This is a genomic window from Pseudomonas sp. EL_65y_Pfl1_R83 (genome assembly GCF_963970695.1).
Taxonomy (GTDB): Bacteria; Pseudomonadota; Gammaproteobacteria; order Pseudomonadales; family Pseudomonadaceae; genus Aquipseudomonas; species Aquipseudomonas tritici.
On sequence record NZ_CAXAQI010000012.1, the window covers coordinates 56500 to 80567 of the forward strand.

Genomic DNA, 24068 nt, shown 5'->3' on the forward strand with positions numbered 1-24068 from the left:
ACGTTATGGGCGGCGCTGGGTCGCGCAGCCATCACTCTAGGGTTGAAGATGATGCGGAGCAAAGTGACAGGTGCGCAGCGCTGGGTCGTAAAGATTGGAAGTGCGCTGCTGACGGCGGATGGCAAAGGTCTGGATCGCGCAGCCATGAGCGTCTGGGTCGAGCAGATGGTGGCCTTGCATGAAGCAGGCGTCGAGTTGGTGCTGGTGTCGTCCGGGGCCGTTGCTGCCGGGATGAGCCGCCTCGGCTGGACCGCGCGACCCAGCGCGATGCACGAGCTGCAAGCCGCCGCTGCCATCGGCCAGATGGGCCTGGTGCAAGCCTGGGAATCCAGCTTTGCCGAGCACGGTCGCCACACGGCGCAGATCCTGCTGACCCACGACGACCTGTCCGACCGCAAGCGCTACCTCAACGCCCGCAGCACCCTGCGTGCGCTGGTGGAGCTCAAGGTCATCCCGGTCATCAACGAAAACGACACGGTGGTCACCGACGAAATCCGCTTCGGTGACAACGACACCCTGGCCGCCCTGGTAGCCAACCTGGTGGAAGCCGACCTGCTGGTCATTCTTACCGACCGCGACGGCATGTTCGACGCCGACCCGCGCAATAACCCTGACGCCCAGCTTATCTACGAAGCGCGCGCCGATGACCCGGCGCTGGACGCCGTGGCCGGCAGTGTCGGCGGCGCCCTGGGCCGTGGCGGCATGCAGACCAAACTGCGTGCCGCACGCCTGGCCGCACGTTCCGGCGCGCACACCATCATCGTCGGCGGGCGCCTGGAGCGCGTGCTGGACCGCCTCAAGGCCGGTGAGCGCATCGGCACCCTGTTGTCGCCGGAACGCGGCATGCTGGCGGCGCGCAAACAGTGGCTGGCCGGTCATCTGCAAACCCGAGGCACGCTGGTGCTGGACGAGGGGGCCGTATCAGCGTTGTCCCAAGGCAACAAGAGCCTGCTGCCGGTGGGCGTCAAATTGGTGCAGGGCAGCTTCCGCCGTGGCGAGATGGTGGTCTGCGTTGCGCCGGACGGTCGTGAAATTGCCCGTGGCCTGGCCAACTACAGCGCCCTTGAAGCGCAGAAAATCATTGGACAATCCTCTGATGCGATTGTCGGACTATTGGGTTACATGGCGGAACCTGAACTGGTGCACCGCGACAACCTGATCCTAGTCTAACCAAAGGAATACACGATGCGTTTAATGAAGGGAATGCTCGGCCTGCTGTTGGCCATGCCGCTGCTGGCGTCCGCCGAGGAAGTCGGCCAGGTGTCGACGGTGTTCAAGTTTGTCGGCCCCAACGACAGGATCGTGGTCGAAGCGTTTGATGACCCCAAGGTCGACGGCGTGACGTGCTACCTCTCGCGCGCCAAGACCGGCGGCGTCAAAGGCGGCCTGGGCCTGGCTGAAGACCGCGCCGAAGCCTCGATCGCCTGCCGTCAGGTAGGGCCGATCCGCTTCAAGGGCGAGCTCAAGGATGGCGACGAAGTGTTCAAGGAGCGCACCTCGCTGGTGTTCAAGACCATGCAGGTGGTGCGTTTCCTCGACAAGAAGCGCAACACCCTGGTGTACCTGGTGTACAGCGACCGACTGATCGAAGGCAGCCCGCAGAACGCCGTGACGGCGATTCCGATTTTGCCCTGGCCGACCGCTCAGTAACCCGTAGGCGAGTTTTGCAATCGGCGTCTATGATTGCAGGCTTGCGAGCTGTAATCTCGAAGCGCCGCAATGCGAAGAATATGGGATATCTGGAGTTCGTCATGAGTGCTTTCCACGACCTGAAACTCAAAGCGTTGGACGGACACGAGCTGCCGCTGGCGCCCTTAAAGGGGCAAGTGGTGTTGGTGGTCAACGTGGCCTCCAAATGTGGTTTGACCCCGCAATACGCCGCGTTGGAAAAACTCTACCAGCAGTACAAGGGCCAGGGCTTTACCGTACTTGGCTTGCCGTGCAATCAGTTTGCCGGCCAGGAGCCGGGTACTGAGGAAGAGATCCAGGCGTTCTGCAGCCTGAACTACGGGGTAACGTTCCCGCTGGGCAGCAAGCTCGAGGTCAACGGCCCTGATCGGCATCAACTGTACCGCTTGCTGGCAGGTGAGGGCGCCGAGTTCCCCGGGGATATCACGTGGAATTTCGAAAAATTCCTGCTGGGTAAAGACGGCCGGGTGCTCGCGCGCTTTTCGCCGCGTACAGCGCCGGATGATCCGACGATCGTCCAGGCCATCGAAAAAGCCCTGAGCTGAACCCCTTTCGGTGTAGCTTCAAGTCTCAAGTTGAAAGCCGCAAGAATAAGCGCCAGCGCTCTTCTTGCAGCTTCAAGCGTGTAGCTACTGACTGCTTTCATACACCTTAATCACTCGGATCAATAGTGCTACTCAGCGCTGCGCACTCCCCATATTATCTGCGTCATAAACTAAGTCTCCCGTGGAGTGCTCCCATGCCTGTCCAAGCCTTGTTCAAACCGTTCCAGCTCGGTGCATTGCAACTGTCGACGCGCGTGGTCATGGCGCCGATGACCCGCTCGTTCTCCCCGGGTGGCGTCCCTAATTCCAACGTCATCGAGTACTACCGTCGCCGCGCCGCCGCAGGCGTGGGCCTGATCATCACCGAAGGTACGGTGGTCGGCCATCAAGCCTCAAACGGCTACCCCAATGTTCCGCATTTCTACGGTGAAGCCGCCCTGGCTGGCTGGAAGAAGGTAGTCGACGCGGTGCACGCTGAAGGCGGCAAGATCGTTCCGCAATTGTGGCACGTAGGCAGCGTGCGTCGTATCGGCACCGAGCCAGATGCCAGCGTGCCAGCCTATGGCCCGATGGAAAAACTCAAGGATGGCAACGTGGTCGTCCACGGCATGACCACTCAGGACATCAAAGAAGTGATCAACGCCTTCGCCGAGGCCGCCAGGGATGCACAGAGCATCGGCATGGACGGTGTAGAGATCCACGGCGCCCACGGCTACCTGGTGGACCAGTTCTTCTGGGAAGGCAGCAACCAGCGCACCGACGAATACGGTGGCAGTCTGGCCAACCGTTCGCGCTTTGCGATCGAGCTGATCGAGGCCACCCGCGCCGCAGTTGGCCCGGACTTTCCGATCATCTTCCGTTTCTCCCAGTGGAAACAGCAGGACTACACCGCTCGCCTGGTGCAAACCCCGGAAGCGTTGGGCGAGTTCCTCAAGCCGTTGTCTGACGCCGGTGTGGACATTTTCCACTGCTCCACCCGTCGCTTCTGGGAACCGGAGTTTGAAGGCTCCAACCTCAACCTGGCCGGCTGGACGCGCAAGCTCACCGGTAAGCCGACCATTACCGTGGGCAGCGTGGGCCTGGATGGCGAGTTCCTGCAGTTCATGGTCAACACCGACAAGGTCGCGCAACCGGCCAGTCTTGAGAAACTGCTGGAGCGCCTGAACAACGACGAGTTCGACCTGGTCGCCGTGGGCCGCGCCCTGCTGGTTGATCCGGATTGGGCCGTGAAAGTGCGCGAAGGCCGGGAGAGCGATATCCTGCCATTCAGTCGTGAGGCGTTGACGACCCTGGTGTAAGCGGCGACAGGGCGGGCACTGGGGGCCCGTCCTTGCATACCCCGCGCAGTTGGCGCTCAAACTGTTCGATAATCGCCGGCCAACCCTGGCGGCTCGCATGCTGACGGGCATTCAGGCGCATGCGGCGCAAGCTTTCTGCGTCCTCCAGTAACCAGTTAGCGGCCTCACAAAACGCATTCTCATCTCCCGGCATCGCCAGCACACCGTTGTAGCCATGGCGAATATGCTGGGTCGCAGCCGCCTGATCGTAGGCCACCACACCCAAGCCCGAGGCCATCGCCTCCAACACCACGTTGCCGAAGGTTTCGGTCAGGCTGGGGAACAGGAACACATCGCCTGACGCGTAATGCCGCGCCAGTTCCTCGCCTCGCAAGGTGCCGCAGAAGATCGCTTCCGGCAGTTCCTTTTCCATCATCGCCCGTTGCGGGCCATCGCCGACGATGATCAGCTTCATCTGACGCTGGGGATAAGTGTCCTGCAACGTCTCAAAGCAACGCTTGAGCAATCCCAGGTTCTTCTCCTGCGCAAGTCTGCCTACGTAGAGCACGGCAGTTTGCTCACTGTTCAATGCCCAGCTTTCCCGCAGCGCGTTGTCGCGTCTGGCCGGGTGGAACAACTGGCTGTCCACCCCGCGTGACAACATCCCCAGACGCTCGAAATGCCTGCGCTCCAACTCCAGGCGCTGGCTGGCGCTGGGCACCAGGGTCAAGGTCGAACGGTTATGAAACCAGCGTAGGTAGTGAGTGACCATTCGGCTCAGCATGCTCAAGCCGTATTGGTTCGAGTACTGCTGGAAATTGGTATGAAAGCCACTGACCACGCTGATCCCCAGGCGCCGCGCGGCGCGCAGGGCAGAGAGACCCAATGGCCCCTCGGTGGCGATGTACAGCACGTCCGGACGCTGACGGGTCCAGCGTCGCAGCAATTTGTGCATCGACGACTGTCCCCATTGCAGGCCCGGGTACCCGGGTAGCGGCCAGCCACGGCACAGCAGCAACTCATCGTCGCTGGGGCGGCTCTGGTCGACGCCCTGGCGCGGGCGCACCAGCTCGACTTGATGGCCGCGCGCCCGCAACCCCTCGCACAAGCGGCCAAGGGTATTGGCCACCCCGTTGATCTCTGGCGGGAAGGTTTCGGTAATCAGGGTGATGTGAAGCGAGGCTGTCATCATGACCCACAGTGTCGCCGTGGGCCATGTCGTCATTGTGTCATCGGCATGATGGATTTATGACTGGGTCACTTTTTTCGGCACCGCCATCGCTTCGGCACCTTGCTCGCGCACCCAGAACAACGTGGCCCCGGCGACTGCCGCCGGCATCATCAGCAGGTTGACCACTGGCACCAGCAGCACCAGGTAGACGATGCCGCCGAAACTCATGCTCTGCCAACGTTTCTGGCGCAGCCAGGCGAGCATCTCGTTCCAGCCCAGCTTGTGGTTGTCCGCCGGGTAGTCGATGTACTGGATCGCCATCATCCACACGCCAAACAACAGCCATAGTGGCGCGGCGATCAGGTTGACCACCGGAATGAATGACAGGATAAACAAGCCGATGGCCCGTGGCAGGAAGTAGCCCAGCTTGCGCATTTCCCGGGCCAGCGTGCGCGGGACCATGGCGACCAACTCGCCCCAGCTGAAGGCCGGAAAATCGTCCGTGCCACGTACCACCACTTCGACCTTCTCCGAGAGAAAGCCGTTAAAGGGCGCGGCGATGATGTTGGCCAGCATGGTGAAGGTGAAAAACACCATCAGCACCACTAGCACCACAAACAGAGGCCAGATGAGGTAATTCAGAAAACTCAGCCAGCTCGGCAGCGTCGGCATCAAATGGTCGACCCACAAACTGAATTGATGACCGGCGAAATAGATCAAGCCGACGAACAGCACCAGGTTGATCGCCAGCGGTAGCAAAACAAACAGGCGCAGGCCAGGGCTCAACACCAGTTTGAGGCCTTCACGCAGGTATTGCGGGCCGGAAAGAGCAGGGGCGGGCATGGAGAACTCCGAGCAAAGTGGCGAACGCGCCGACCTTACCGACTTTGCACCTTAGGCGAAAGCGGCGACATCAGCGGTAACAAACGTGTCGATGAACCAAGCCGACTGCATAGAGACCACCTATGAGCTGGATTGTTATTCCGTATTTCCTTAATCTTGCCCCCCTCGATACGCTGCACCCATTATTTTTCAGGGTCTGCGAGTTCAAGCCTTCCCCAAGTGCTTCGTGGTCCCTTTTTTATTCCAGCCGCCTTGTAGTCCGGGCGGTCGATAGGAGTGAGTCATGTCTGATACCCGTCATTCGCGAGTGATTATTCTCGGTTCCGGCCCTGCCGGTTATAGCGCTGCTGTCTACGCTGCCCGGGCCAACCTCAAGCCGCTGCTGATCACCGGCATGCAGGCGGGTGGTCAGTTGACCACCACCACCGAAGTCGACAACTGGCCGGGCGACGTCCATGGCCTCACCGGCCCGGTGCTGATGGAGCGTATGAAAGAACACGCCGAGCGCTTTGAAACCGAAATCGTGTTTGATCACATCAACAAAGTCGACTTCTCGAAAAAGCCTTACAGCCTGACCGGCGACAGCGGCGTATACACCTGTGACGCGCTGATCATCGCCACTGGTGCCAGCGCCCGCTACCTGGGCCTGCCATCGGAAGAAGCGTTCATGGGCAAGGGCGTATCCGCCTGCGCGACCTGCGATGGTTTCTTCTATCGCAACAAACCCGTCGCCGTGGTCGGCGGCGGCAACACGGCCGTGGAAGAGGCGCTGTACCTGGCGAACATCGCCAGCACCGTGACCCTGGTTCACCGCCGCGAGACCTTCCGGGCCGAGAAGATCCTGATCGACAAGCTGCACGCCCGTGTCGCTGAAGGTAAGATTATCCTCAAGCTCAACGCCACCCTGGACGAAGTCCTGGGCGACAACATGGGCGTGACCGGCGCCCGTCTGAAAAACAACGACGGCAGCTTTGACGAACTGAAAGTCGACGGCGTGTTCATCGCCATCGGCCACACCCCGAACACCTCGCTGTTCGAAGGCGTGCTGGAAGCCAAAGACGGTTACCTGGTGGTGCAGGGCGGCCGTGAAGGCAACGCCACCGCCACCAACATCGAAGGTATCTTCGCTGCCGGTGACGTAGCCGACCACGTTTACCGCCAGGCCATCACCTCGGCCGGCGCCGGTTGCATGGCGGCACTGGATGCCGAGCGTTACCTGGACGGCCTGCAGAACGCTTCGTTCTGACCCCGTTGAACTAAAAAACCGGCTGTGAGGCCGGTTTTTTATGTCCGCGATTCAACTAACACCCAGGTCATGAAGTGTTAACCCAGTCCTTGTGGGAGCTGGCTTGCCTGCGATAGCGGCGTGTCAGTCACCATCGCCATCGCGGGCAAGCCCGGCTCCCACAGTGAACGGGTTTCTAGATTGAATCAGCGGCGTGTCAGGGGGTGTGCGGTGAACTTCACGCCGGCCAGGCCATGCGCGATCAGTGCGCGGATGTTGCCGTGGTCGCTGCCCTCAGGCGTCGCCACCACCGAACGGTAATGCTCGCCAAAAGCCAGCAGCGCTTCCTGATCGCTCAGACTTTCCAGCAGGGCCAAACCCAGTGTCTTGCACGAACCCTCATTCTGCCCGGCCGCATTTTCTACATGGCCGTTGGTGAAGGCCTGCGGCTGGTAGTCGTAACCAGCAGCAACAAACGCCAAGGTATCGGCAAACACATGTTCGCCACTGTTGAGGCTTACGCGCAGGGTGTTCAAATCAGTCATGGGTCTTTCCTTTCGCGAACGCTGCCTGTTGGTCGGCGCTGGCTTCTTTCTGGTAGGTGGCTTTCCACTCGGCGTATGGCATGCCGTACACCACCTCACGGGCGTCATCGAGGCTCAGCTCGATCTGACGCTCGTCAGCCTCGGCCTTGTACCACTTGGACAAGCAGTTGCGGCAGAAGCCCGAGAGGTTCATCAGGTCGATGTTCTGCACATCCTTACGGCTGTCCAGGTGGGCTACCAGCCGGCGAAAGGCGGCGGCTTCGAGTTCGAGGCGTTGTTGATCGTTCATGGTGGTCTCTTCGAGACAGCTATCAGCGGGTAAGCTTCAAGCTGCAAGTTGGAATGAGGTTGGCTTTAACGTGTGGCTTGAAGCTTATCGCTTGAGGCTGAGCGGCTCGCCGCGAGCGTTATCGAAACCGATTCGGCAAAGCGCAGCGCGTGGGGCTTGTCGACTTCGACTTCGGCGTACAGCACCGACTCATTGCTCATCACCAGGTCCAGCAATTCCTGGGTCAAGCGCTCCAGCAAGGCAAAGCGGTTGCCTTCCACATGGGCGATGATCGCCTTGGTGATGGTGCGGTAGTTCAGCGCATGGTCGATGTCATTGTCGCGCACGGCTTCCTGGGCGGCATACAGGATGGTCAGGTTGATCAGCACATCCTGCTTGTTGAGGATTTCGTCCTCGTTGATACCGATATAGGTGCGTAGGCACAGGTCCTTGACCCGGATACGCGCCATGCCTGGTTGAAGTTGTGGCATTGCTACTTGCTCCGTCCAATCAGTTGCAGGAACTCCATGCGCGTGGTGTTCGACTCGCGGAACGCGCCGAGCATCACCGAGGTGTTCATGGTTGAATTCTGTTTTTCCACGCCGCGCATCATCATGCACATATGCTTGGCTTCGATCACCACGGCCACGCCGGCCGCCTGGGTCACGTCCTGGATGGCGTCGGCAATTTGCCGCGTGAGGTTTTCCTGGATCTGCAGGCGCCGGGCGAACATGTCGACGATACGCGCCAGTTTCGACAGGCCCAGCACCTTGCCGGTCGGAATATAGGCCACATGGGCCTTGCCGATAAAGGGCAGCAGGTGGTGTTCGCACAGCGAGTACAACTCGATGTCCTTGAGGATCACCATCTCGTCATTGTCAGAGGCGAACAGCGCGCCGTTGACGATCTCCTCCAGGTTCTGCGCGTAGCCATTACACAGGTATTGCATGGCCTTGGCGGCGCGCTTGGGGGTATCGAGCAAGCCTTCGCGCTCGGGGTCTTCGCCCAGGCCTTTAAGGATCTCGCGGTAGTGTTGGGGCAGGGATAAGGTCATACAACATCCTCACAAACGGCTTACTTGATATGCCGCCCGCCGTTGACGGTCAGGGTGGTTCCGGTGACATAAGGGTTGTCCAGCAGGTAGCGCACGCTCTGGTAGATCACCTCGGGCCCAGGCTCGATGCCCAGTGCCGACTTGGCCAGTACCTTGGCGCGGTAGGCAGCATCGTCGCCGTCGTTGAACATCACCATCGCCGGTGCGATGCCGTTGACCTTGATCAGCGGCGCGAACTGCGCGGCAAATGACAGCGTAAGGCTGTCGAGCCCGGCCTTGGTGGCGCAGTAGGCGATGTGCTGGCGGCTGCCCTTGCGCACCACGTCATCGCTGATATGCACGATGTCGGCCGGTGTCGAGCGTTGCAGCAAGGGTGAACAATGCAGGTTGATCAGGTACGGCGCAAGCATGTGCACGCTGAACATGTCGGTAAAAGCGCGGCTTTCGTCGCCAGGCGTTTCCGCGACCCAGGCCGAGGCGTTATGGATGATCGCGCGCAGGCTCTGGGTGTGGGTGTGCAGCTCGGCGATAAACGCGAGAATTCCGGCTTCGTCAGAGAAATCGGCATATACACCGATGGCCCCACGCTCGCGCAACGCCTGCACGCCGGGCCGCTCGCTGAGGTAGCTGAAAATCACCGAGTGGCCTTCGTCCAGCAGGCGCTGGGCGCAATGCAGGCCGACACGCTGGCCGGCGCCGGTGATCAGAATCGGGGCGTTCGTTGCAGTCATGAGAGGCTCGGGTCGCTGGCAGATTGAAACTATACCAGCGACCGCCCGCCCCTGTACTCATGCGGCAGCTTCAGTGACCTTGCGCGGTGGGGAAGGATGTAGCCAATTCGCCAGCAGGTGGGTCGAGAGTGGGATAAACAGATAAACCATCAAGGGCGTGAGCGCCAGGGTGCTGACCAGCACACGTGGCACCAGCTCCAGTTCATTGAGCAGCGGGCCCAATACAAAGTTGAACAGCAGCGATACCGGGAAGAACGCCAGCCAGATCGCCACGGCCTGCTTCCAGCGTGGCGGGCGCGCACCCACCGCGCCGAACCAGCCGTCGATGCCGCGTACGCGGTGCTCGGACGGGTCGGCAAACAATTCGCTGCCACGGCTCAACCAGGCACTGCGGGAGGCAGAAAACTCCCAGGCATGCAGGGTGTGCTCATCGGCGAAGCGGAAAATGATCTGGAACTCATCATCATTGGGCGGCGGGGCAAGAACGCCTGAGCCCAGGTAGCCAGGAAAGTCGGTGGCCAATTGCTCGCCTTCGCGCAGCCAGGCCATCAGTTCTTCGTAGCGACCCTTGGCCACGCGGCGCGCAACCATCAGGGTGACGGGTGAGGTAGACATTGTGTATCTCCAAGTGTGCGGGTGCGCTGGGCCGGGTAGGCGGCACACAAACGAGGCTGCGGGGTGTGGCAGCGACGTAGAAAAAACAGGCAAGGATTATTCCTGTTTTATCGAAATACACCAGATACTTTGGTCGCGTCGCCCTGTAACTTGTATCGCGCCGCCGAATAAGCGTTAAATAGTGTTCAAATTGACACGGATGTTTTTCATCTCTGATGCCCGAAATTACTGCTCCCCAGCACGAAAAGACGCCTGACAATGTCACTGATTGCGACGACCTTTTCCCTATTCGTGAAGTCGCCCGGCTGACCGGCGTCAACCCGGTCACTCTGCGCGCCTGGGAGCGTCGCTACGGCCTGATCCAGCCCAAGCGCACCGAAAGCGGGCATCGGTTGTACTCGCGCAACGATATCGACACCGTGCACCGGGTGCTGGACTGGATCGAACGTGGCGTCGCGGTGAGCAAAGTCGGCAAACTCCTCGCACGAGACGAGCCGCTCAGCGAACCTGGCACCGCGCCTGAAACGCAGGTGGAGTGGGTCCAGTGGCAGGAGCGCCTGCGCCTTGCAATCAGCGCATTCGATGACCGTGAGTTGGACCGACTGTACGGCCAGATCTTTTCCGCCTACCCGATTGCGGTAGTGTTTCAAGACATTCTCATGCCGCTGTGGCAGGCATTGCTGCGCCACCAAGGGCGCTTCGGCCAAGCCAGCGAGTGGCTGTTCTTCGACAATCACCTGCGCTCGCGCACCGCGCAACGTCTGCAAGTGGCAGCGGCCGCGTCGGTGCCTCGGGTATTGCTGGCGGCCGTTGCCGGGGAATGCCGCGAGTTGGAGTTGCTGGTCGCGGGCCTGCTGATGTCGGGGGAAACGCTCGCGGTGAAGGTCATGGGCGTAGGCCAGCCATTCGATGAATTGACGCTGATCTGCGAAAAGACCCAGCCGCAAGCCTTGGTACTGTTCTCCAATCGCGCACCCGGCAGCGAACTGCCGCTGCGACTCAAGCGTCTGGCGCTGACCCTGAATTGCCCGTTGCTGCTGGCAGGTGATGCCGCCGACCTGGCGCAGGAAAGCCTTAAGGGCTCGCCAATCGGTTGCCTGGGTAACGAGGGGCGGCTGATGCAGCGCCGCTTACAGCAATTCCTGGCGGGTGGCCTGGATACCTGAGCTCAGGCATGAACCTCTGGATGGGCCAAGCGGTGCTGGTGCAGGATGAACTGGCGCAGGCGCTCGATTTCTCCGGCGTCGCTCTGGTTCAGTCGATAGGCGAACAACCCGCGCGCGGTTTCTCGTTCGAACGTTCCGCGCAACGCAATGCGCTCATAGCCCGACGGGCTGAACCACAGTGAAAAGGTTTTAGGTGGCTGGATCCGGCCCCGAATCTCCACCAGTACGCCTTTGAACGATACCTCATGCACCCATATCGCGCCCGGGTTGCCCTTGATATTTTCCAGCGCCACTGGGGTTTCAAGCGCCAGGCGCCACGGCCGGATCATTGGCCCGTCTTCGAAAATACTCGGCACGCCCAAGCGCAGGTGAACCGCGTGAAACTCATCTTCGACCAAGTGCAGCGGGAAGGTCAGTTGCTGGTTGTCGAACTGCGCCTGGATGGTGACCTGGTCGTGGGCGGCCAGGCGAGTGAGCAGGTCGCGAATTTGCGCACCCCCATTAACCGTCAGGCTCGACGACGCATCCCGCAGGTTCAACTGTGGGTTGTGCTGCATGGTCTGGATAAAATCCAGTTCGTCCTGCGTCAGGAGTGCGTCGCGTTGCATGAGGCCTGCTCAACGGGTAGGGGGTAAAACGCCATTATCCTCTTAATCACCGTTTTATCTAATCTTTGTTAGATTCGATCGTCGTCTTGAGTGCGGCCAGCTCTGCCTTGAGTTCGGCGACTTGCGCTTCCAATTGGGCCACGCGCTGCTGGGCTTTGACTTGAACGGTGACGTCCTTTTGAACGCCGATGAAGTAAGTCTGTTTGTCTGCCGCGTTGTAAAGGGTGGATATCGACAGCTCATTCCAGAAGTGCGTGCCGTCCTTGCGGTAATTGCGCAGGGTTTCGCGACAATTGCCATCATTGCCCAGCGCTTCTCGAATGGCGATAAGGCCCGGTTGGTCCCGGTCTCCCGATTGCAGGAAACGGCAATCCTGGTAGAGGATTTCATCGCGGGCGTAGCCGGTCAGCCGCTCAAAAGCAGGGTTGACGTAGATCAGTGGCAAGTCCTTGCCTTCCCGTTCAGCGATAACAATGCCGTCATTCGAGGCGTCGATGACCATTTGCATCAATTGAGCGTTAATCATGCGGGGCTTCATCCATGTGAGGTGTCGCAAGTCTAAGACACCCCGGCATTCTTTCCATCCGGGCGCGACGTTTTTTTGAAGGGGTCGGTTGAGCTGCTAATATCCCACGCTTTCGCTCAACTACAGGATTAGATTGATGAAAGTCGCCATCCTTTCCGGCTCGGTCTACGGCACTGCTGAAGATGTCGCTCGCCATGCTGGCAGTATCCTCAATGCCGCAGGTTTCGAGGCCTGGCACAACCCCCGCGCCAGTCTGGCGCAGGTGCAGGCATTTGCGCCGGACGCTTTTCTGGCGGTGACGTCCACCACCGGCATGGGCGAGTTGCCCGACAACCTGCAACCCCTGTATTCGACGATTCGCGACCAACTGCCCGCCGCCTGGCGTGGCCTGCCCGGTGCAGTCATCGGCCTGGGCGACGCCAGCTATGGCGATACTTTCTGCGGTGGCGGCGAGCAAATGCGCGAGCTGTTTGCTGAGCTGGGCGTGCGCGAAGTGCTGCCGATGCTGCGCCTGGACGCCAGCGAAAGTGTCACCCCGGAAACTGACGCCGAACCGTGGCTGGCCGAATTGGTCACTGCACTGCGCGGTTGAGCGCTCATTCGCGCACCAATGCCTGTGCCGCCCCTTTATTGGCGGCACTTCTCTGACGTTGTTCACACGAATTTAAACTATTCTCAACACTGACTCGTACGGTCATCAAGCTGGCTGCCAAGGCAACTACGGCGGCCACGACGTCTGACTAGACTGGCCCATCACTCAAAAAAACAATAAGAAAGTGCGCCAAGGAGGTCGTTACCGTGAGCCTAGCCCCCGTTCTATCGCCACAGAATGTCAAAGACCAGGTCAGCGCTGCCGAGTGGCAAACCCGCGTCGACCTGGCAGCCTGTTATCGCCTGGTGGCGCTGCATGGTTGGGATGACCTGATCTTTACGCATATCTCGGCCAAGGTGCCGGGCACCGATGATTTCCTGATCAACCCTTATGGGTTGATGTTTGACGAGATTACCGCGTCGAGCCTGGTCAAGGTCGATCAGGCCGGCAACAAGCTGATGGAGAGCCCCTACGAGATCAACCCCGCGGGCTACACCATCCACAGCGCCATCCATGAAGTTCGCCACGACGTGACCTGTGTGCTGCACACCCACACCGCTTCGGGTGTTGCGGTGGCTGCGCAGAAACAAGGCGTGTTGCCGATCAGCCAGCAGTCCCTGTTCGTGCTGTCGAGCCTGGCCTATCACGCCTACGAAGGGGTGGCGTTGAACCATGAAGAGAAGGCCCGCTTGCAGGCCGATCTTGGCGAAAACAATTTCCTGATGCTGCACAACCACGGTCTTCTGACTTGCGGCAGCACCATCGCCGACACTTTTTTGATGATGTTTACCTTCCAGCGCGCCTGCGATATCCAGGTGCTGGCGCAAAATGGCGGCGCTGAATTGATCGCCATCGGGCCACAGATACTCGCCGGTGCCAAGGCAATGGTGGCGGCGGTCACAAAGAGCGCACAAAGTATGGGGGGCGCGCTGGCCTGGCCGGCGTTGCTGCGCAAGTTGGACCGCGTCGATCCTGGGTATAAAACCTGATGCCACTCGCCGAGATTCCGCTCAGTGTCTGGCGCAAACGCAGCCAGGCATTCGAATTCCACGGCCGCACCATCCGTTACTGGGTGGCTGGGCAGGGCGAGCCGTTGCTGCTGATCCATGGCTTTCCCACTGCCAGTTGGGACTGGCACTACTTGTGGCAGCCCCTGGCCCAGCGCAACTTGGTGATCGCCTGCGACATGCTCGGTTTTGGCGACTCGGCCAAGCCGCTGGACCACGGTTATTGCCTACTGGAACAGGCGGACTTGCAGCAGGCACTGCTGGAACACCTGCGAGTCGAGCAGCCGGTGCATGTGCTGGCCCATGACTACGGCGACAGCGTCGCCCAGGAGTTGCTGGCGCGGCACTATGAAGGTCGCTTTCAGATGGCCAGTTGTGTGTTTCTCAACGGGGGGTTGTTTCCTGAGACCCATCGCCCGGCGCTGGTACAAAAGCTCTTGCTCAGCCCCCTGGGCTGGATGATCGGCCGTGCGTTTGGGCGCAATGCCCTGGCGAACAGCTTCAGCCAGATATTCGGCCTCAATACCCGCCCCAGCGAAAGCGCCCTGGATGATTTCTGGAGCCTGATCGAGTGCCAAGAAGGCACGCGCATCCTGCACAAGCTCGTCGCCTACATTCCTCAGCGTCGGCGCCTGCGTGATCGTTGGGTCGCGGCAATGCAGCAGGCTGAAGTCCCACTGCGGGTGATTGATGGCGAGATAGACCCGATCTCCGGCGCCCACATGGTTGAGCGTTACCACGCGTTGGTGCCCCACGCCGACACGGTCTTGCTGGCCAATATCGGCCACTATCCGCAGATCGAGGCGCCGGTGCAGGTGCTCAAGCACTACCTGGCGTTTCGCGAGCGAATTGCTGGCCCAGTGCGGGAGCTGGCTTGCCTGCGATAGCCATAGGTATCTACACACAATTAGATTTTCGTTAGCCCATCATAATCATCCCCCTACCTTATCGAGCACCATTCAGCCCCTGCCGTATCTATTGTGACCAGAGCCCCGGTGCCTGACACTCGACCCATTCCCATTGTCGCCATTGGAGTTCGGTATGAGTGAGTCAGTGCAGTTCCAGGATAAGGTCGTGATCGTCACCGGTGCCGGCGGCGGATTGGGCCGGGCCCATGCGCTGTTGTTCGCTAAACATGGCGCCAAAGTGTTGGTCAACGATCTCGGTGGTTCTACCCAGGGTGAAGGCGCGAATGCCTCGGCCGCCGACCGGGTCGTGGCCGAGATTCGTGAAGCGGGCGGTATCGCCGAGGCCAACCATGACTCTGTCACCGACGGTGACAAGATCGTGCAGAACGCCCTCGATGCCTTCGGCCGTATCGATGTGGTGGTCAATAACGCTGGCATTCTGCGTGACAAGACCTTCCACAAAATGGACGACAGCGATTGGGACCTGGTTTACCGGGTGCATGTCGAAGGCGCCTACAAAGTCACCCGCGCTGCTTGGCCCCATCTGCGCGAGCAAGCTTACGGCCGGGTGATTTTCACGGCGTCCACCTCGGGCATCTATGGCAACTTTGGCCAGTCCAACTACGGCATGGCCAAGCTTGGCCTCTATGGGCTGACCCGCACGCTGGCGCTGGAAGGGCGCAAGAACAACATTCTGGTGAACGCCATTGCCCCCACCGGCGGCACGCGCATGACCGAAGGCTTGATCCCGCCGCAAGTGTTCGAGCGCCTCAAGCCGGAGCTGGTCAGCCCGCTGGTGGTGTACCTGGGCAGCGAGGCGTGTCAGGAAACCTCGGGGCTGTTTGAAGTAGGCGGCGGCTGGATCGGCAAGACCCGCTGGGAGCGTAGCCTGGGCGTGGGCTTTGACCCGGAAGCCGGCTTCTCGCCCGACGATGTGGCCGCACACTGGCAGCAGATCTGCGACTTCGACGGTGCAGCCCACCCCAAGGACAATATCGAGGCATTGAAGGAGATGATGGCCAATCTGCAGAAATACAGCCTGTGATCGTTGCTTGAAAAAGATTGAATCCTGCGGGGCGCTGATGGCGCCCCGTTTTATTTAAGGCATAAAAAAGGCCGCTGCATAGGCAGCGGCCGAAGTAAGACGTTGGATCAAGGAGCGACAAATCAACGTCAGTGAACACCGGTAACGGATTGAAAATAATCATCAATCCATTTGAATCTGGCTTTTCTTCCGGTTAGGAAAGCGGGCCGTTGGCCCTGAAAGCCCGGCAAGAATAGCCGTTAGTAACAAAATGAGTAATGGCGATTCATGACAAGGACTGTTGCTGAATCAGCAACAGTTATGACCTGCTCCATCCATCTTCCTGATAACCCGCCATCCACACGGTGCATGCCCGCGCGCAGACCCAGGCCAGAGCGCCCGGTAATCCTTTCGAGCGACAACACGAATCCCTCCTTGGTGCGCTTATCCCTCCTGATGGTCGGCAGTAGGGTGGGGCCTTCTGTCACTCATCGGGGAAGACGCATGACAAGAACAACAATGCGCGCCATCTTCAGGCCACAGGCGCTGGCCGCTGCGGTTGCGTTGGGTTGCTGTGCGCAGGCACAGGCTGTTTCATTCAACATTGGCGAGATCGAAGGGCAATTCGATTCCTCACTGTCGGTGGGCGCAAGTTGGGGCATGCGCGATGCGGACAAAAAGCTGGTGGGCACCGTCAATGGCGGTAGCGGCCAGGCTTCCACCGGGGATGACGGGCGCCTGAACTTCAAGAAGGGCGAAACCTTCTCGAAAATTTTCAAAGGTTTGCACGACCTTGAATTGAAGTACGGCGACACGGGCGTGTTTGTCCGTGGCAAATACTGGTACGACTTCGAACTCAAGGACGAAGATCGCGAGTTCAAGCAGATCAGCGACCACAACCGCAAGGAAGGCGCCAAGTCCAGCGGTGCGCAGATCCTCGATGCCTTCGTTTATCACAACTACTCACTGGGCAATCTGCCGGGCACCGTGCGCGCGGGTAAACAGGTGGTGAGTTGGGGTGAAAGTACCTTCATCGGCAACTCCATCAACAGCATCAACCCGATTGACGTGTCTGCCTTCCGTAGACCGGGTGCCGAGATCAAGGAAGGGCTGATCCCGGTCAACATGCTGTTCGCTTCACAAAGCCTGACCAACCAACTGACCGTAGAAGGGTTCTACCAGTTGGAATGGGACCAGACGGTGCTGGATAACTGCGGCACGTTTTTTGGCAGCGATGTGGCGGCGGATGGTTGCACCAACAACTACACCGTGGGTAACCCTGCGATCGCGCCTTTGCAGCCGGTGGCAGCGAACTTTGGCCAAGGGTTCAGTGTGACCAATGAGGGGGTAATCGTGCGCCGCGCCGGCGATCGTGACGCACGCGACTCCGGCCAATTTGGTGCCGCGCTGCGTTGGTTGGGCGATGACACCGAGTACGGCGTGTACTTCATGAATTACCACAGTCGAACGCCCACGGTAGGCACGATTACCAACAACTCTAACGCGACGACGATGGATTCCATCCGTAACCTTGCCAACTTCCTGCGGCCGGGAACCGGGGACGGTTTGGTCACCAGCACTATGCTCGGACGTGGCCAGTATTACCTTGAATACCCGGAAGATATCCGCCTGTTTGGCGCCAGCTTCTCCACCACCTTGCCCACCGGTACGGCGTGGACTGGCGAGATCAGCTACCGACCGAACGCACCGGTGCAACTGAATACAACCGACCTCACCCTGGCCCTGATCAACCCCACTTCCGGCCAACTGGCCTCACCCATTCGTAGCAATTTCGGCGACGACAACAAAGGCTACCGCCGCAAGGAAATCACCCAGATCCAAAGCAGCATGACCCAGTTCTTCGACCAAGTGCTGGGCGCTGAGCGCCTGACGCTGGTGGGCGAAGCGGCCATCGTGCACGTCGGCGGCCTGGAGGATAAATCCAAGCTGCGTTACGGCCGCGACTCGGTGTACGGCGCTTATGGTTTCCAAGGCGACACCGATGGTTTTGTCACGTCCACCTCCTGGGGTTATCGCGCGCGGGCGATCCTTGACTACAACAACGTGATCGCCGGGATCAACCTCAAGCCCAACCTGTCCTGGTCCCATGACGTTGCCGGCTACGGCCCCAACGGCCTGTTCAACAAAGGCGCCAAGGCGATCAGTGCAGGGGTCGATGCGGACTACCGCAACACCTACACCGCCAGCCTCAGCTACACCGACTTCTTTGGTGGCGACTACAACACCCTGACCGACCGTGACTTCCTCGCCCTCAGCTTCGGCGTGAACTTCTGATTTGGCTTAAAGAAGGACAAGACTCTATGCGTAAGATAATTGCGGTAATGGCCCTCAGCCTGTTGGCCGCCAACGTGATGGCGGCGGTGTCGCCGGAAGAGGCGGCCAAGCTGGGCACCACCCTGACCCCGGTGGGCGCCGAAAAAGCCGGCAATGCCGATGGCTCGATCCCGGCCTGGACTGGCGGCATTCCCAAAAACGCCGGTGCGGTGGACAGCAAGGGCTTCCTCGCCGACCCGTTCGCCAGTGAAAAACCGTTGTTCGTGATCACCGCCGCCACCGTCGACAAATATAAAGACAAGCTGTCTGACGGCCAGGTAGCGATGTTCAAGCGCTATCCCGAGACCTATAAAATTCCCGTGTATCCAAGCCACCGCACGGTCAATCTGCCGCCGGAGATCTACGAGTCGATCAAGCGCAGCGCGCTGAACGTCAAGGCCATCAACGACGGTAATGGCCTGGAAAATTTCACCGGCAACCGCTACTACGCGTTCCCGATTCCCAAGAATGGCGTGGAGGTGCTGTGGAACCACATCACCCGTTACCACGGTGGCAACCTGCGCCGCATCATCATCCAGGCCACCCCGCAGACCAACGGCGGTTACACGCCGATCCGCTTCGAAGAAGAAGTGGCGGTGCCGCAAGCGATCCCGGACATGGACCAGGCCAAGGCCGCCAACGTACTGAGCTTTTTCAAGCAATCGGTGACGGCGCCGGCGCGGCTGGCGGGCAACGTGCTATTGGTGCACGAAACCCTCGACCAGGTGAAGGAGCCGCGCCTGGCCTGGATCTACAACGCTGGCCAGCGCCGCGTGCGTCGCGCGCCGCAGGTGTCGTATGACGGTCCGGGTACTGCATCCGATGGGCTGCGCACCACGGATAACTTCGATATGTTCTCCGGCGCGCCTGACCGTTATGACTGGAAGCTGGTGGGCAAGAAGGAGATGTACATCCCCTACAACAGCTACAAGCTGGACCAGCCAACGCTCAAGTACGACGACATCATCAAGGCCGGCCACATCAATCAGGACCTGACCCGCTATGAGTTGCACCGCGTGTGGGAAGTGGTTGGCACGGTCAAGCCGAGCGAGCGGCACATCTACGCCAAGCGCCACATGTACATCGACGAAGACAGCTGGCAGGTGGCATTGGTGGATCACTACGACGGCCGTGGCCAACTGTGGCGGGTTGCCGAGGGGCATGCGCAGTTCTACTACAACCACCAGGTGCCGGCCTACACGGTGGAGACGCTGTACGACATCATCGCCGGGCGCTACATCGCCCTGGGGATGAAGAACGAGGAGAAGAGCAGTTTTGTGTTTGGGTTCAAAGCCAAGGCTGCGGATTACACACCGGCGGCGTTGAGGACTGAAGGCGTTCGCTGATGTTGGTGTGAAAATGCAATCCAACTGTGGGAGCGGTCTTGCTCCCACATTGGGTTTTGTGCATGTCTTACAATCATTGTGCTGAATCTTTCTTCAACAACCGCCGACCACAGGACTAGGGTAGTCGCCACGTTGCATAATAATAAAAACGCAGGATGCAGCAATGACCGCCATGACACGCTGCCTGGACCGTCCTGGATTCATGCCTCGGCTGTCCGCCCACCATCTGCTGCGCCCGCGCTTGGCGGGCCCTTTGCTGGCGGCTTCGGCGCGGGTGAAGCTGTTGTGCGCGCCGGGTGGCAGTGGCAAGAGTGCGTTGCTCGCCGAGTGCGCATTGCAGGCACCCAAGGATTGCCAAGTGTATTGGTTGGCGCTCAATGGTGTTGCCCTCAGCCCTCTTGATCTGTGCCTGCGCCTGGCGCAAAGCCTCGGCTTGCCATTCACCGATGAAGCCACGTTGCTGCTGGACCTTGGCCGCTGGCACACCTCGGCGTGGGTGTTCCTCGATGACTTCTGCCGCTTGCCCGCGCCCGACACCGACGCCTTGCTCGACCGCCTGCTCACTGCCAGCAGCCCGGCGTTGAGCTGGTGGCTTGGGGCGCGGCGCCGGCCGGCGTGCAACTGGCCGCGGCTGTTGCTCGACGATGAGTTGCTGGAGTGTGGCGCCGAGTTGGCGTTTGATGCTGAGGAAATCAAGCAACTGCTCAGCCATGCGCCAGGGCAGTCCGTCGACCGTGTGTTGCAGTTCAGCGCCGGCTGGTGCGCCGGTGTGCGCATCGCGCTGCTCGGCGATGGTCACCCGGACAAAACCTTGCTCGACTATTTGCAACACGAGCTGTTCAGCACCTTGCCGACCGAGCTGGCTGAAGCCTGGCGCGTGCTGGCCCATCTGCCGCGTTTCAATACGGGCTTGTGCGAGCACCTGTTCGGCGTTGGCGACGGTGTCCAATACCTGCGGGGCTTGCAGGCCCTCGGTGCGTTTATCCAGCCTTGGGAAGACACGGGCTGGCAACAGGTTTTCCCGCCGCTGGCACAGCTGATGCGTGATGAGCCCTGGCCGGCCAAGCGCTCCTGGCACCGGCGCGCCTGCCAATGGTTCACCGCCGAACAGGACTGGCAGGCAGCATTTGAACAAGCCTTGCTGGCCGAAGAATATGAAGCCGCGGTGAGCTTGCTGAAGTACTTCAGTTTCGAGGACCTGTTCCGCCAGCAGAACGCGGTGTTGCTTTTGCGTCTGCATGAACAGCATGGCGATGAATTGATGCTCGGCTCGGCGCAACTGGTCGGGCTGGTGACGGCGGCATTGCTGTTCGCCGGGCGTTTTGACCAGGCCGCGCAATGCATCGACCAGCTTGCGCGGTTCGCTCCGCAACCGACGGCGGCGCAACAACGCTATCTGCTGGCGCGCTGGCAGGCGCAATGGGGCTGGCTGCTGCATTTGGGCGGCGATGCCGAGCGCTCTCGCGAACATTTCCTTGAGGCACTGCAAGCCTTGCCCGACAGTGCCTGGACGTCGCGGCTGATGTGCCTGTCGGGCCTGACCCAGCAAGCCTTGCTGCGTGGCGAGTTGGACGTGGCCCAGAGCCTGAGCCGTGAAGCGTTGTGCCTGGCCCGGGCCCACGGTTCGTTGCTGCTCGAGGCCTTGCTCGAACTGGATCACGCGCAATTACTGGAACAGCGCGGCGCGCCGTATCGGGCGCAAAGCCTGCTGGAAAATGTGCAGGCGATGTTGCTCGAACAGCGGCTCAAGGCCGGGCCCTTGGTCGGGCGCATTGCCCTGCGGCGCGGGCATCTGGCGTTGCGCCAGGGGCAAGACAGCCTGGCCGCCGAATGCTTCGAAACAGGCTTGAAGGTGTGCCTGCACAGCCAGGACAAGCGCGTGCTCTACGGGTTTCTCGGCTTGGCGCTGATGGCAGCCAATCGTGGCGATTACGCCCAAGCCTTTGACCAACTGCGCGAAGCCGAACGGCTGATGCAACAACGCCAGGTGCCCGACAGGGTGTATCGCGCGGTGCTGCTGTTGGTCAGCGGGCATTTCTGGTTGCAACAGGGGCGCGCTGACCTGACGGTGGAAGCGGTGCGCCGCGTACTGCGACACTTCCGGGGGCCCCAGGCCAAGCAGGCGCCGCCGGCCACCCTGGAACTGATCCCGCGCCTGGAATACCTGCTGGTGCTCGCGGAGGTGAAACTGGGCTGTGCCGAGCACCCCGTAGCACGGCTTACGGCCTTGCTGGGCAGCGCCCACCAACGCGGCATGCTCTGTCTGGAAACCGAGCTGTACCTGGTGCTCGGCGAAGTGGCCTGGCAGGTCGGCGACGCCTCCCTGGCGCGCCGTTCGCTGCAAACCGGGCTGGAGCTGGCGGAGCGTTGCCAGGTGCAGCAGGCTATTCGCGAGCTGCGGCTGCGCTCGCCGGGGGTGTTGAGCGAGCTGGGCATGGAGCCCCAAGCCTCAACGTCAGGAGCGGTCGAGAACCCACTCAGCCAGCGCGAGCTGGAAGTGCTGCAGTTGATCGCCCTGGGTAACTCCAACCTGGAAATCGCCGACCGCCTGTTTATCTCCCTGCACACCGTCAAGACCCACGCGCGGCGCATCCACAGCAAACTCGGCGTGGAGCGGCGTACGCAAGCGGTGGCCAAGGCCAAGACACTGGGGTTGATGATCTAGGTGCAGAACGCCTGGCGATACTCGCCGGGTGTGGCGCCCATGGCCTGGCGAAAGCGATGGGTGAAGTGGCTGGCGCTGGAGAAACCGCACATCAAGGCGATCTCGCCCAGGGGCAGGGCGCCGCTGCGCAGCAGGGCCTGGGCACGGGTCAATCGCCGCGCCAACAAATATTGATGGGGCGGCAGGCCGAACGTCTGGCGGAACATCCTTGCGAAATGGTACTCCGACAGCGCACACATCCCGGCCAATTGACCCAGGCTTATCGGGTCTTCCAGGTATTGGTCGATGTAGTCGACCAACAGTCGTCGCTGGTACGCCGCCAACCCGCCTTTCAGGCGTAGCCCTTCGCGCGCGCCCACCTGGCTGAGCAGGGTGTGGCTGAGCATTTCATGGGCCAGGCTGCTGGTCAGCAAGCGCTCTGCGGGTTCGTGCCAGTTCAGCGCGATCAATTGATGAAAGCGCCGGGCCTGGCTGGCGTCTTCCAGGAAGGTGCTTTCGCGCAGGTGCAAGGTGCGGGGCTCGCGGTCGAGCAGGGTGATGCAGCCCAAGGCAAACTGCTCCGGGCTGAAGTACACGTGGGCCAGGCGAATCTCGCCGTTGATCACCCATGCCGACTGATGCTCGGCGGGCAGGATGCACAGCTTGTCGGGCCCGCCCTTGGTGCCCGGCTGGTCACGCCGAAAGGTGCCGGTGCCGCCGCCGATGTAGCACGACAGCGTGTGATGGCTCGGCGCTTGATAATCCTGCGAGTCGTGGTGGTTGCTCCACAATGCTGAAGACAAGCCGTCACCGAGCTCGGCGCAGGCCTCAAGGCGTGCGTTGGGCGAGCGATTAAGGGCTTGAAAGACTTGCAGGGATTCCAGATCAGGCATGGTGAGTACTCTCCGACGCTTTGCATCCTACTCCCCGCGGTTGGCGCTGTGATCCCGTCGTCCGACAAAAGCGCAAGATTGTGCAAGAGCGCGCCACGGAGGGAGGGCCAGACTGTGGCTCAACCGATGGAGCCCGCTATGAACCTTTCCCTGTATTTACTCACCGTGCTGATTTGGGGCACCACCTGGATCGCCCTCAAGTGGCAACTGGGCGTGGTGGCAATCCCCGTGTCCATCGTTTATCGCTTTGGCTTGGCGGCGCTGGTGTTGTTTGCGCTGTTGTTGCTCAGCCGCACGTTGCAGGTGATGAACAGGCGTGGGCACTTGATCTGCCTGGCCCAAGGGCTGTGCCTGTTCTGCGTCAACTTCATGTGCTTTCTTACGGCCAGCCAGTGGATTCCCAGTGGGTTGGTGGCGGTGGTGTTCTCCACGGCTACGCTGTGGAACGCGCTGAATGCCCGGGTGTTTTTCGGCCAGCGGGTGGCGCGTAATGTGTTGATGGGCGGCGGCCTTGGCTTGCTGGGACTGGGCTTGCTGTTCTGGCCGGAACTGGTGGGGCATACCGCCAGCCCGCAGACCTGGCTCGGCTTGGGGTTGGCGTTGCTCGGGACGATGTGTTTCTCGGCGGGCAATATGTTGTCGAGCCTGCAGCAGAAGGCCGGGCTCAGGCCGCTGACCACCAATGCCTGGGGCATGGCGTATGGTGCGGCGATGTTGGCAACGTATTGCGTGGTGCGCGGGATTCCGTTCGAGATGGACTGGAGCGCGCGGTATGTCGGCGCGTTGTGGTACCTGGTGATTCCGGGGTCGGTGATTGGGTTTACGGCTTATCTGACGTTGGTGGGTCGGATGGGGCCGGAGCGTGCGGCGTATTGCACGGTGTTGTTTCCGGTGGTGGCGCTGAATGTGTCGACGTTTGTTGAGGGGTATCAGTGGACTGCACCGGCGTTGGTGGGGTTGGTGCTGGTAATGGTGGGGAATGTGTTGGTGTTTCGGAAGGTGAAGCGTGTGAACCCTGTCTTCAAGGCACAACAAACCTAAATGTGGGAGCGAGTTG

Annotated in this window: 25 protein-coding genes; 14 read left to right on the forward strand and 11 right to left on the reverse strand. The window is 60.6% G+C overall.

Annotation, left to right across the window (positions count from 1 at the left end):
- Positions 1–51 precede the first annotated feature (51 nt).
- From proB to AACY08_RS17865, 4 genes are all read left to right on the forward strand, one after another.
- Entirely contained in the window at positions 52–1170 is a 1119-nt protein-coding gene (proB, locus tag AACY08_RS17850; RefSeq protein WP_005791305.1) for a glutamate 5-kinase, read from the forward strand.
- Positions 1171–1185: 15 nt separating this feature from the next.
- Positions 1186–1650, forward strand: coding sequence for a CreA family protein (locus AACY08_RS17855; RefSeq protein ID WP_065874460.1), 465 nt, complete (start codon positions 1186–1188; stop codon positions 1648–1650).
- Between the two features lie 101 nt (positions 1651–1751).
- Positions 1752–2234, forward strand: a complete 483-nt coding sequence (locus AACY08_RS17860) for a glutathione peroxidase (protein ID WP_339420547.1) — start codon at positions 1752–1754, stop codon at positions 2232–2234.
- 194 nt (positions 2235–2428) lie between these two features.
- Complete coding sequence (locus AACY08_RS17865; protein WP_339470649.1) at positions 2429–3532, forward strand: NADH:flavin oxidoreductase; 1104 nt, start codon at positions 2429–2431, stop codon at positions 3530–3532.
- On the opposite strand, the gene AACY08_RS17870 is transcribed toward AACY08_RS17865, so the two are convergent.
- On the reverse strand, positions 3501–4703 hold the full coding sequence (locus AACY08_RS17870) for a glycosyltransferase family 4 protein (protein ID WP_339436059.1): 1203 nt from the start codon (positions 4701–4703) through the stop codon (positions 3501–3503). The genes AACY08_RS17865 and AACY08_RS17870 overlap by 32 nt on opposite strands.
- A gap of 54 nt (positions 4704–4757) precedes the next feature.
- On the reverse strand, positions 4758–5525 hold the full coding sequence (gene cysZ, locus AACY08_RS17875; RefSeq protein WP_339470650.1) for a sulfate transporter CysZ: 768 nt from the start codon (positions 5523–5525) through the stop codon (positions 4758–4760).
- Positions 5526–5808: 283 nt separating this feature from the next.
- Here cysZ and trxB point away from each other — a divergent pair, with 283 nt between their 5' ends.
- Complete coding sequence (gene trxB / locus AACY08_RS17880) at positions 5809–6771, forward strand: thioredoxin-disulfide reductase (protein WP_003176041.1); 963 nt, start codon at positions 5809–5811, stop codon at positions 6769–6771.
- A gap of 185 nt (positions 6772–6956) precedes the next feature.
- Here the strand turns inward: trxB and AACY08_RS17885 are convergent, their stop codons facing one another.
- From AACY08_RS17885 to AACY08_RS17910, 6 genes are all read right to left on the reverse strand, one after another.
- The gene (locus AACY08_RS17885; RefSeq protein ID WP_339435950.1) at positions 6957–7295 is read right to left on the reverse strand and encodes a HopJ type III effector protein; all 339 of its coding nucleotides are present in this window, start codon (positions 7293–7295) and stop codon (positions 6957–6959) included.
- Positions 7288–7584, reverse strand: a complete 297-nt coding sequence (locus tag AACY08_RS17890) for a DUF1244 domain-containing protein (RefSeq protein WP_339420692.1) — start codon at positions 7582–7584, stop codon at positions 7288–7290. Before AACY08_RS17890 ends, AACY08_RS17885 begins: the two co-directional genes overlap by 8 nt.
- A gap of 65 nt (positions 7585–7649) precedes the next feature.
- Positions 7650–8054 (reverse strand): dihydroneopterin triphosphate 2'-epimerase, encoded by a 405-nt coding sequence (gene folX / locus AACY08_RS17895; RefSeq protein WP_339470653.1) that lies wholly within the window; start codon positions 8052–8054, stop codon positions 7650–7652.
- 2 nt (positions 8055–8056) lie between these two features.
- On the reverse strand, positions 8057–8617 hold the full coding sequence (folE, locus tag AACY08_RS17900) for a GTP cyclohydrolase I FolE (protein WP_339470655.1): 561 nt from the start codon (positions 8615–8617) through the stop codon (positions 8057–8059).
- Positions 8618–8637: 20 nt separating this feature from the next.
- A complete protein-coding gene (gene folM, locus AACY08_RS17905) occupies positions 8638–9348 on the reverse strand; it encodes a dihydromonapterin reductase (protein ID WP_339470657.1) in 711 nt (236 codons plus the stop codon).
- A 57-nt stretch (positions 9349–9405) separates the two neighbouring features.
- Entirely contained in the window at positions 9406–9963 is a 558-nt protein-coding gene (locus AACY08_RS17910) for an antibiotic biosynthesis monooxygenase (protein ID WP_065874470.1), read from the reverse strand.
- 215 nt (positions 9964–10178) lie between these two features.
- On the opposite strand from AACY08_RS17910, the gene AACY08_RS17915 reads away from it, so the two are divergent.
- Positions 10179–11129, forward strand: coding sequence for a MerR family transcriptional regulator (locus tag AACY08_RS17915; protein ID WP_339470659.1), 951 nt, complete (start codon positions 10179–10181; stop codon positions 11127–11129).
- Between the two features lie 2 nt (positions 11130–11131).
- Here AACY08_RS17915 and AACY08_RS17920 read toward each other — a convergent pair whose 3' ends face one another.
- Both AACY08_RS17920 and AACY08_RS17925 read right to left on the reverse strand, forming a co-directional pair.
- On the reverse strand, positions 11132–11737 hold the full coding sequence (locus AACY08_RS17920; RefSeq protein ID WP_339470660.1) for a hypothetical protein: 606 nt from the start codon (positions 11735–11737) through the stop codon (positions 11132–11134).
- Positions 11738–11795: 58 nt separating this feature from the next.
- Positions 11796–12263: a PAS domain-containing protein gene (locus tag AACY08_RS17925; RefSeq protein WP_339470661.1), complete on the reverse strand. Its 468-nt coding sequence runs from the start codon at positions 12261–12263 to the stop codon at positions 11796–11798.
- 136 nt (positions 12264–12399) lie between these two features.
- On the opposite strand from AACY08_RS17925, the gene AACY08_RS17930 reads away from it, so the two are divergent.
- The 7 genes from AACY08_RS17930 (at position 12400) to AACY08_RS17960 (ending at position 22139) form a co-directional block, all read left to right on the forward strand.
- A complete protein-coding gene (locus AACY08_RS17930) occupies positions 12400–12855 on the forward strand; it encodes a flavodoxin (RefSeq protein ID WP_339470663.1) in 456 nt (151 codons plus the stop codon).
- Between the two features lie 206 nt (positions 12856–13061).
- On the forward strand, positions 13062–13844 hold the full coding sequence (locus AACY08_RS17935; protein ID WP_339470665.1) for a class II aldolase/adducin family protein: 783 nt from the start codon (positions 13062–13064) through the stop codon (positions 13842–13844).
- Positions 13844–14749 carry an alpha/beta fold hydrolase gene (locus AACY08_RS17940; protein ID WP_339470667.1) on the forward strand — a complete coding sequence of 302 codons (906 nt, stop codon included), beginning with the start codon at positions 13844–13846 and terminating at the stop codon, positions 14747–14749. Before AACY08_RS17935 ends, AACY08_RS17940 begins: the two co-directional genes overlap by 1 nt.
- A 154-nt stretch (positions 14750–14903) precedes the next feature.
- Positions 14904–15815 carry an SDR family oxidoreductase gene (locus tag AACY08_RS17945; protein WP_049711581.1) on the forward strand — a complete coding sequence of 304 codons (912 nt, stop codon included), beginning with the start codon at positions 14904–14906 and terminating at the stop codon, positions 15813–15815.
- 483 nt (positions 15816–16298) lie between these two features.
- Positions 16299–18089 carry a DUF1302 domain-containing protein gene (locus tag AACY08_RS17950; RefSeq protein ID WP_339470668.1) on the forward strand — a complete coding sequence of 597 codons (1791 nt, stop codon included), beginning with the start codon at positions 16299–16301 and terminating at the stop codon, positions 18087–18089.
- Positions 18090–18115: 26 nt separating this feature from the next.
- Complete coding sequence (locus AACY08_RS17955; protein ID WP_339470670.1) at positions 18116–19474, forward strand: DUF1329 domain-containing protein; 1359 nt, start codon at positions 18116–18118, stop codon at positions 19472–19474.
- Positions 19475–19637: 163 nt separating this feature from the next.
- Positions 19638–22139: a helix-turn-helix transcriptional regulator gene (locus tag AACY08_RS17960; protein ID WP_339470672.1), complete on the forward strand. Its 2502-nt coding sequence runs from the start codon at positions 19638–19640 to the stop codon at positions 22137–22139.
- Here AACY08_RS17960 and AACY08_RS17965 read toward each other — a convergent pair.
- Positions 22136–23011, reverse strand: a complete 876-nt coding sequence (locus AACY08_RS17965; protein WP_339470673.1) for a helix-turn-helix transcriptional regulator — start codon at positions 23009–23011, stop codon at positions 22136–22138. The two genes, AACY08_RS17960 and AACY08_RS17965, sit on opposite strands and share 4 nt — an antisense overlap.
- 138 nt (positions 23012–23149) lie before the next feature.
- Between AACY08_RS17965 and AACY08_RS17970 the strand changes: the two genes are divergently transcribed.
- Positions 23150–24052 carry a DMT family transporter gene (locus AACY08_RS17970; protein WP_339470674.1) on the forward strand — a complete coding sequence of 301 codons (903 nt, stop codon included), beginning with the start codon at positions 23150–23152 and terminating at the stop codon, positions 24050–24052.
- Positions 24053–24068: the final 16 nt, after the last annotated feature.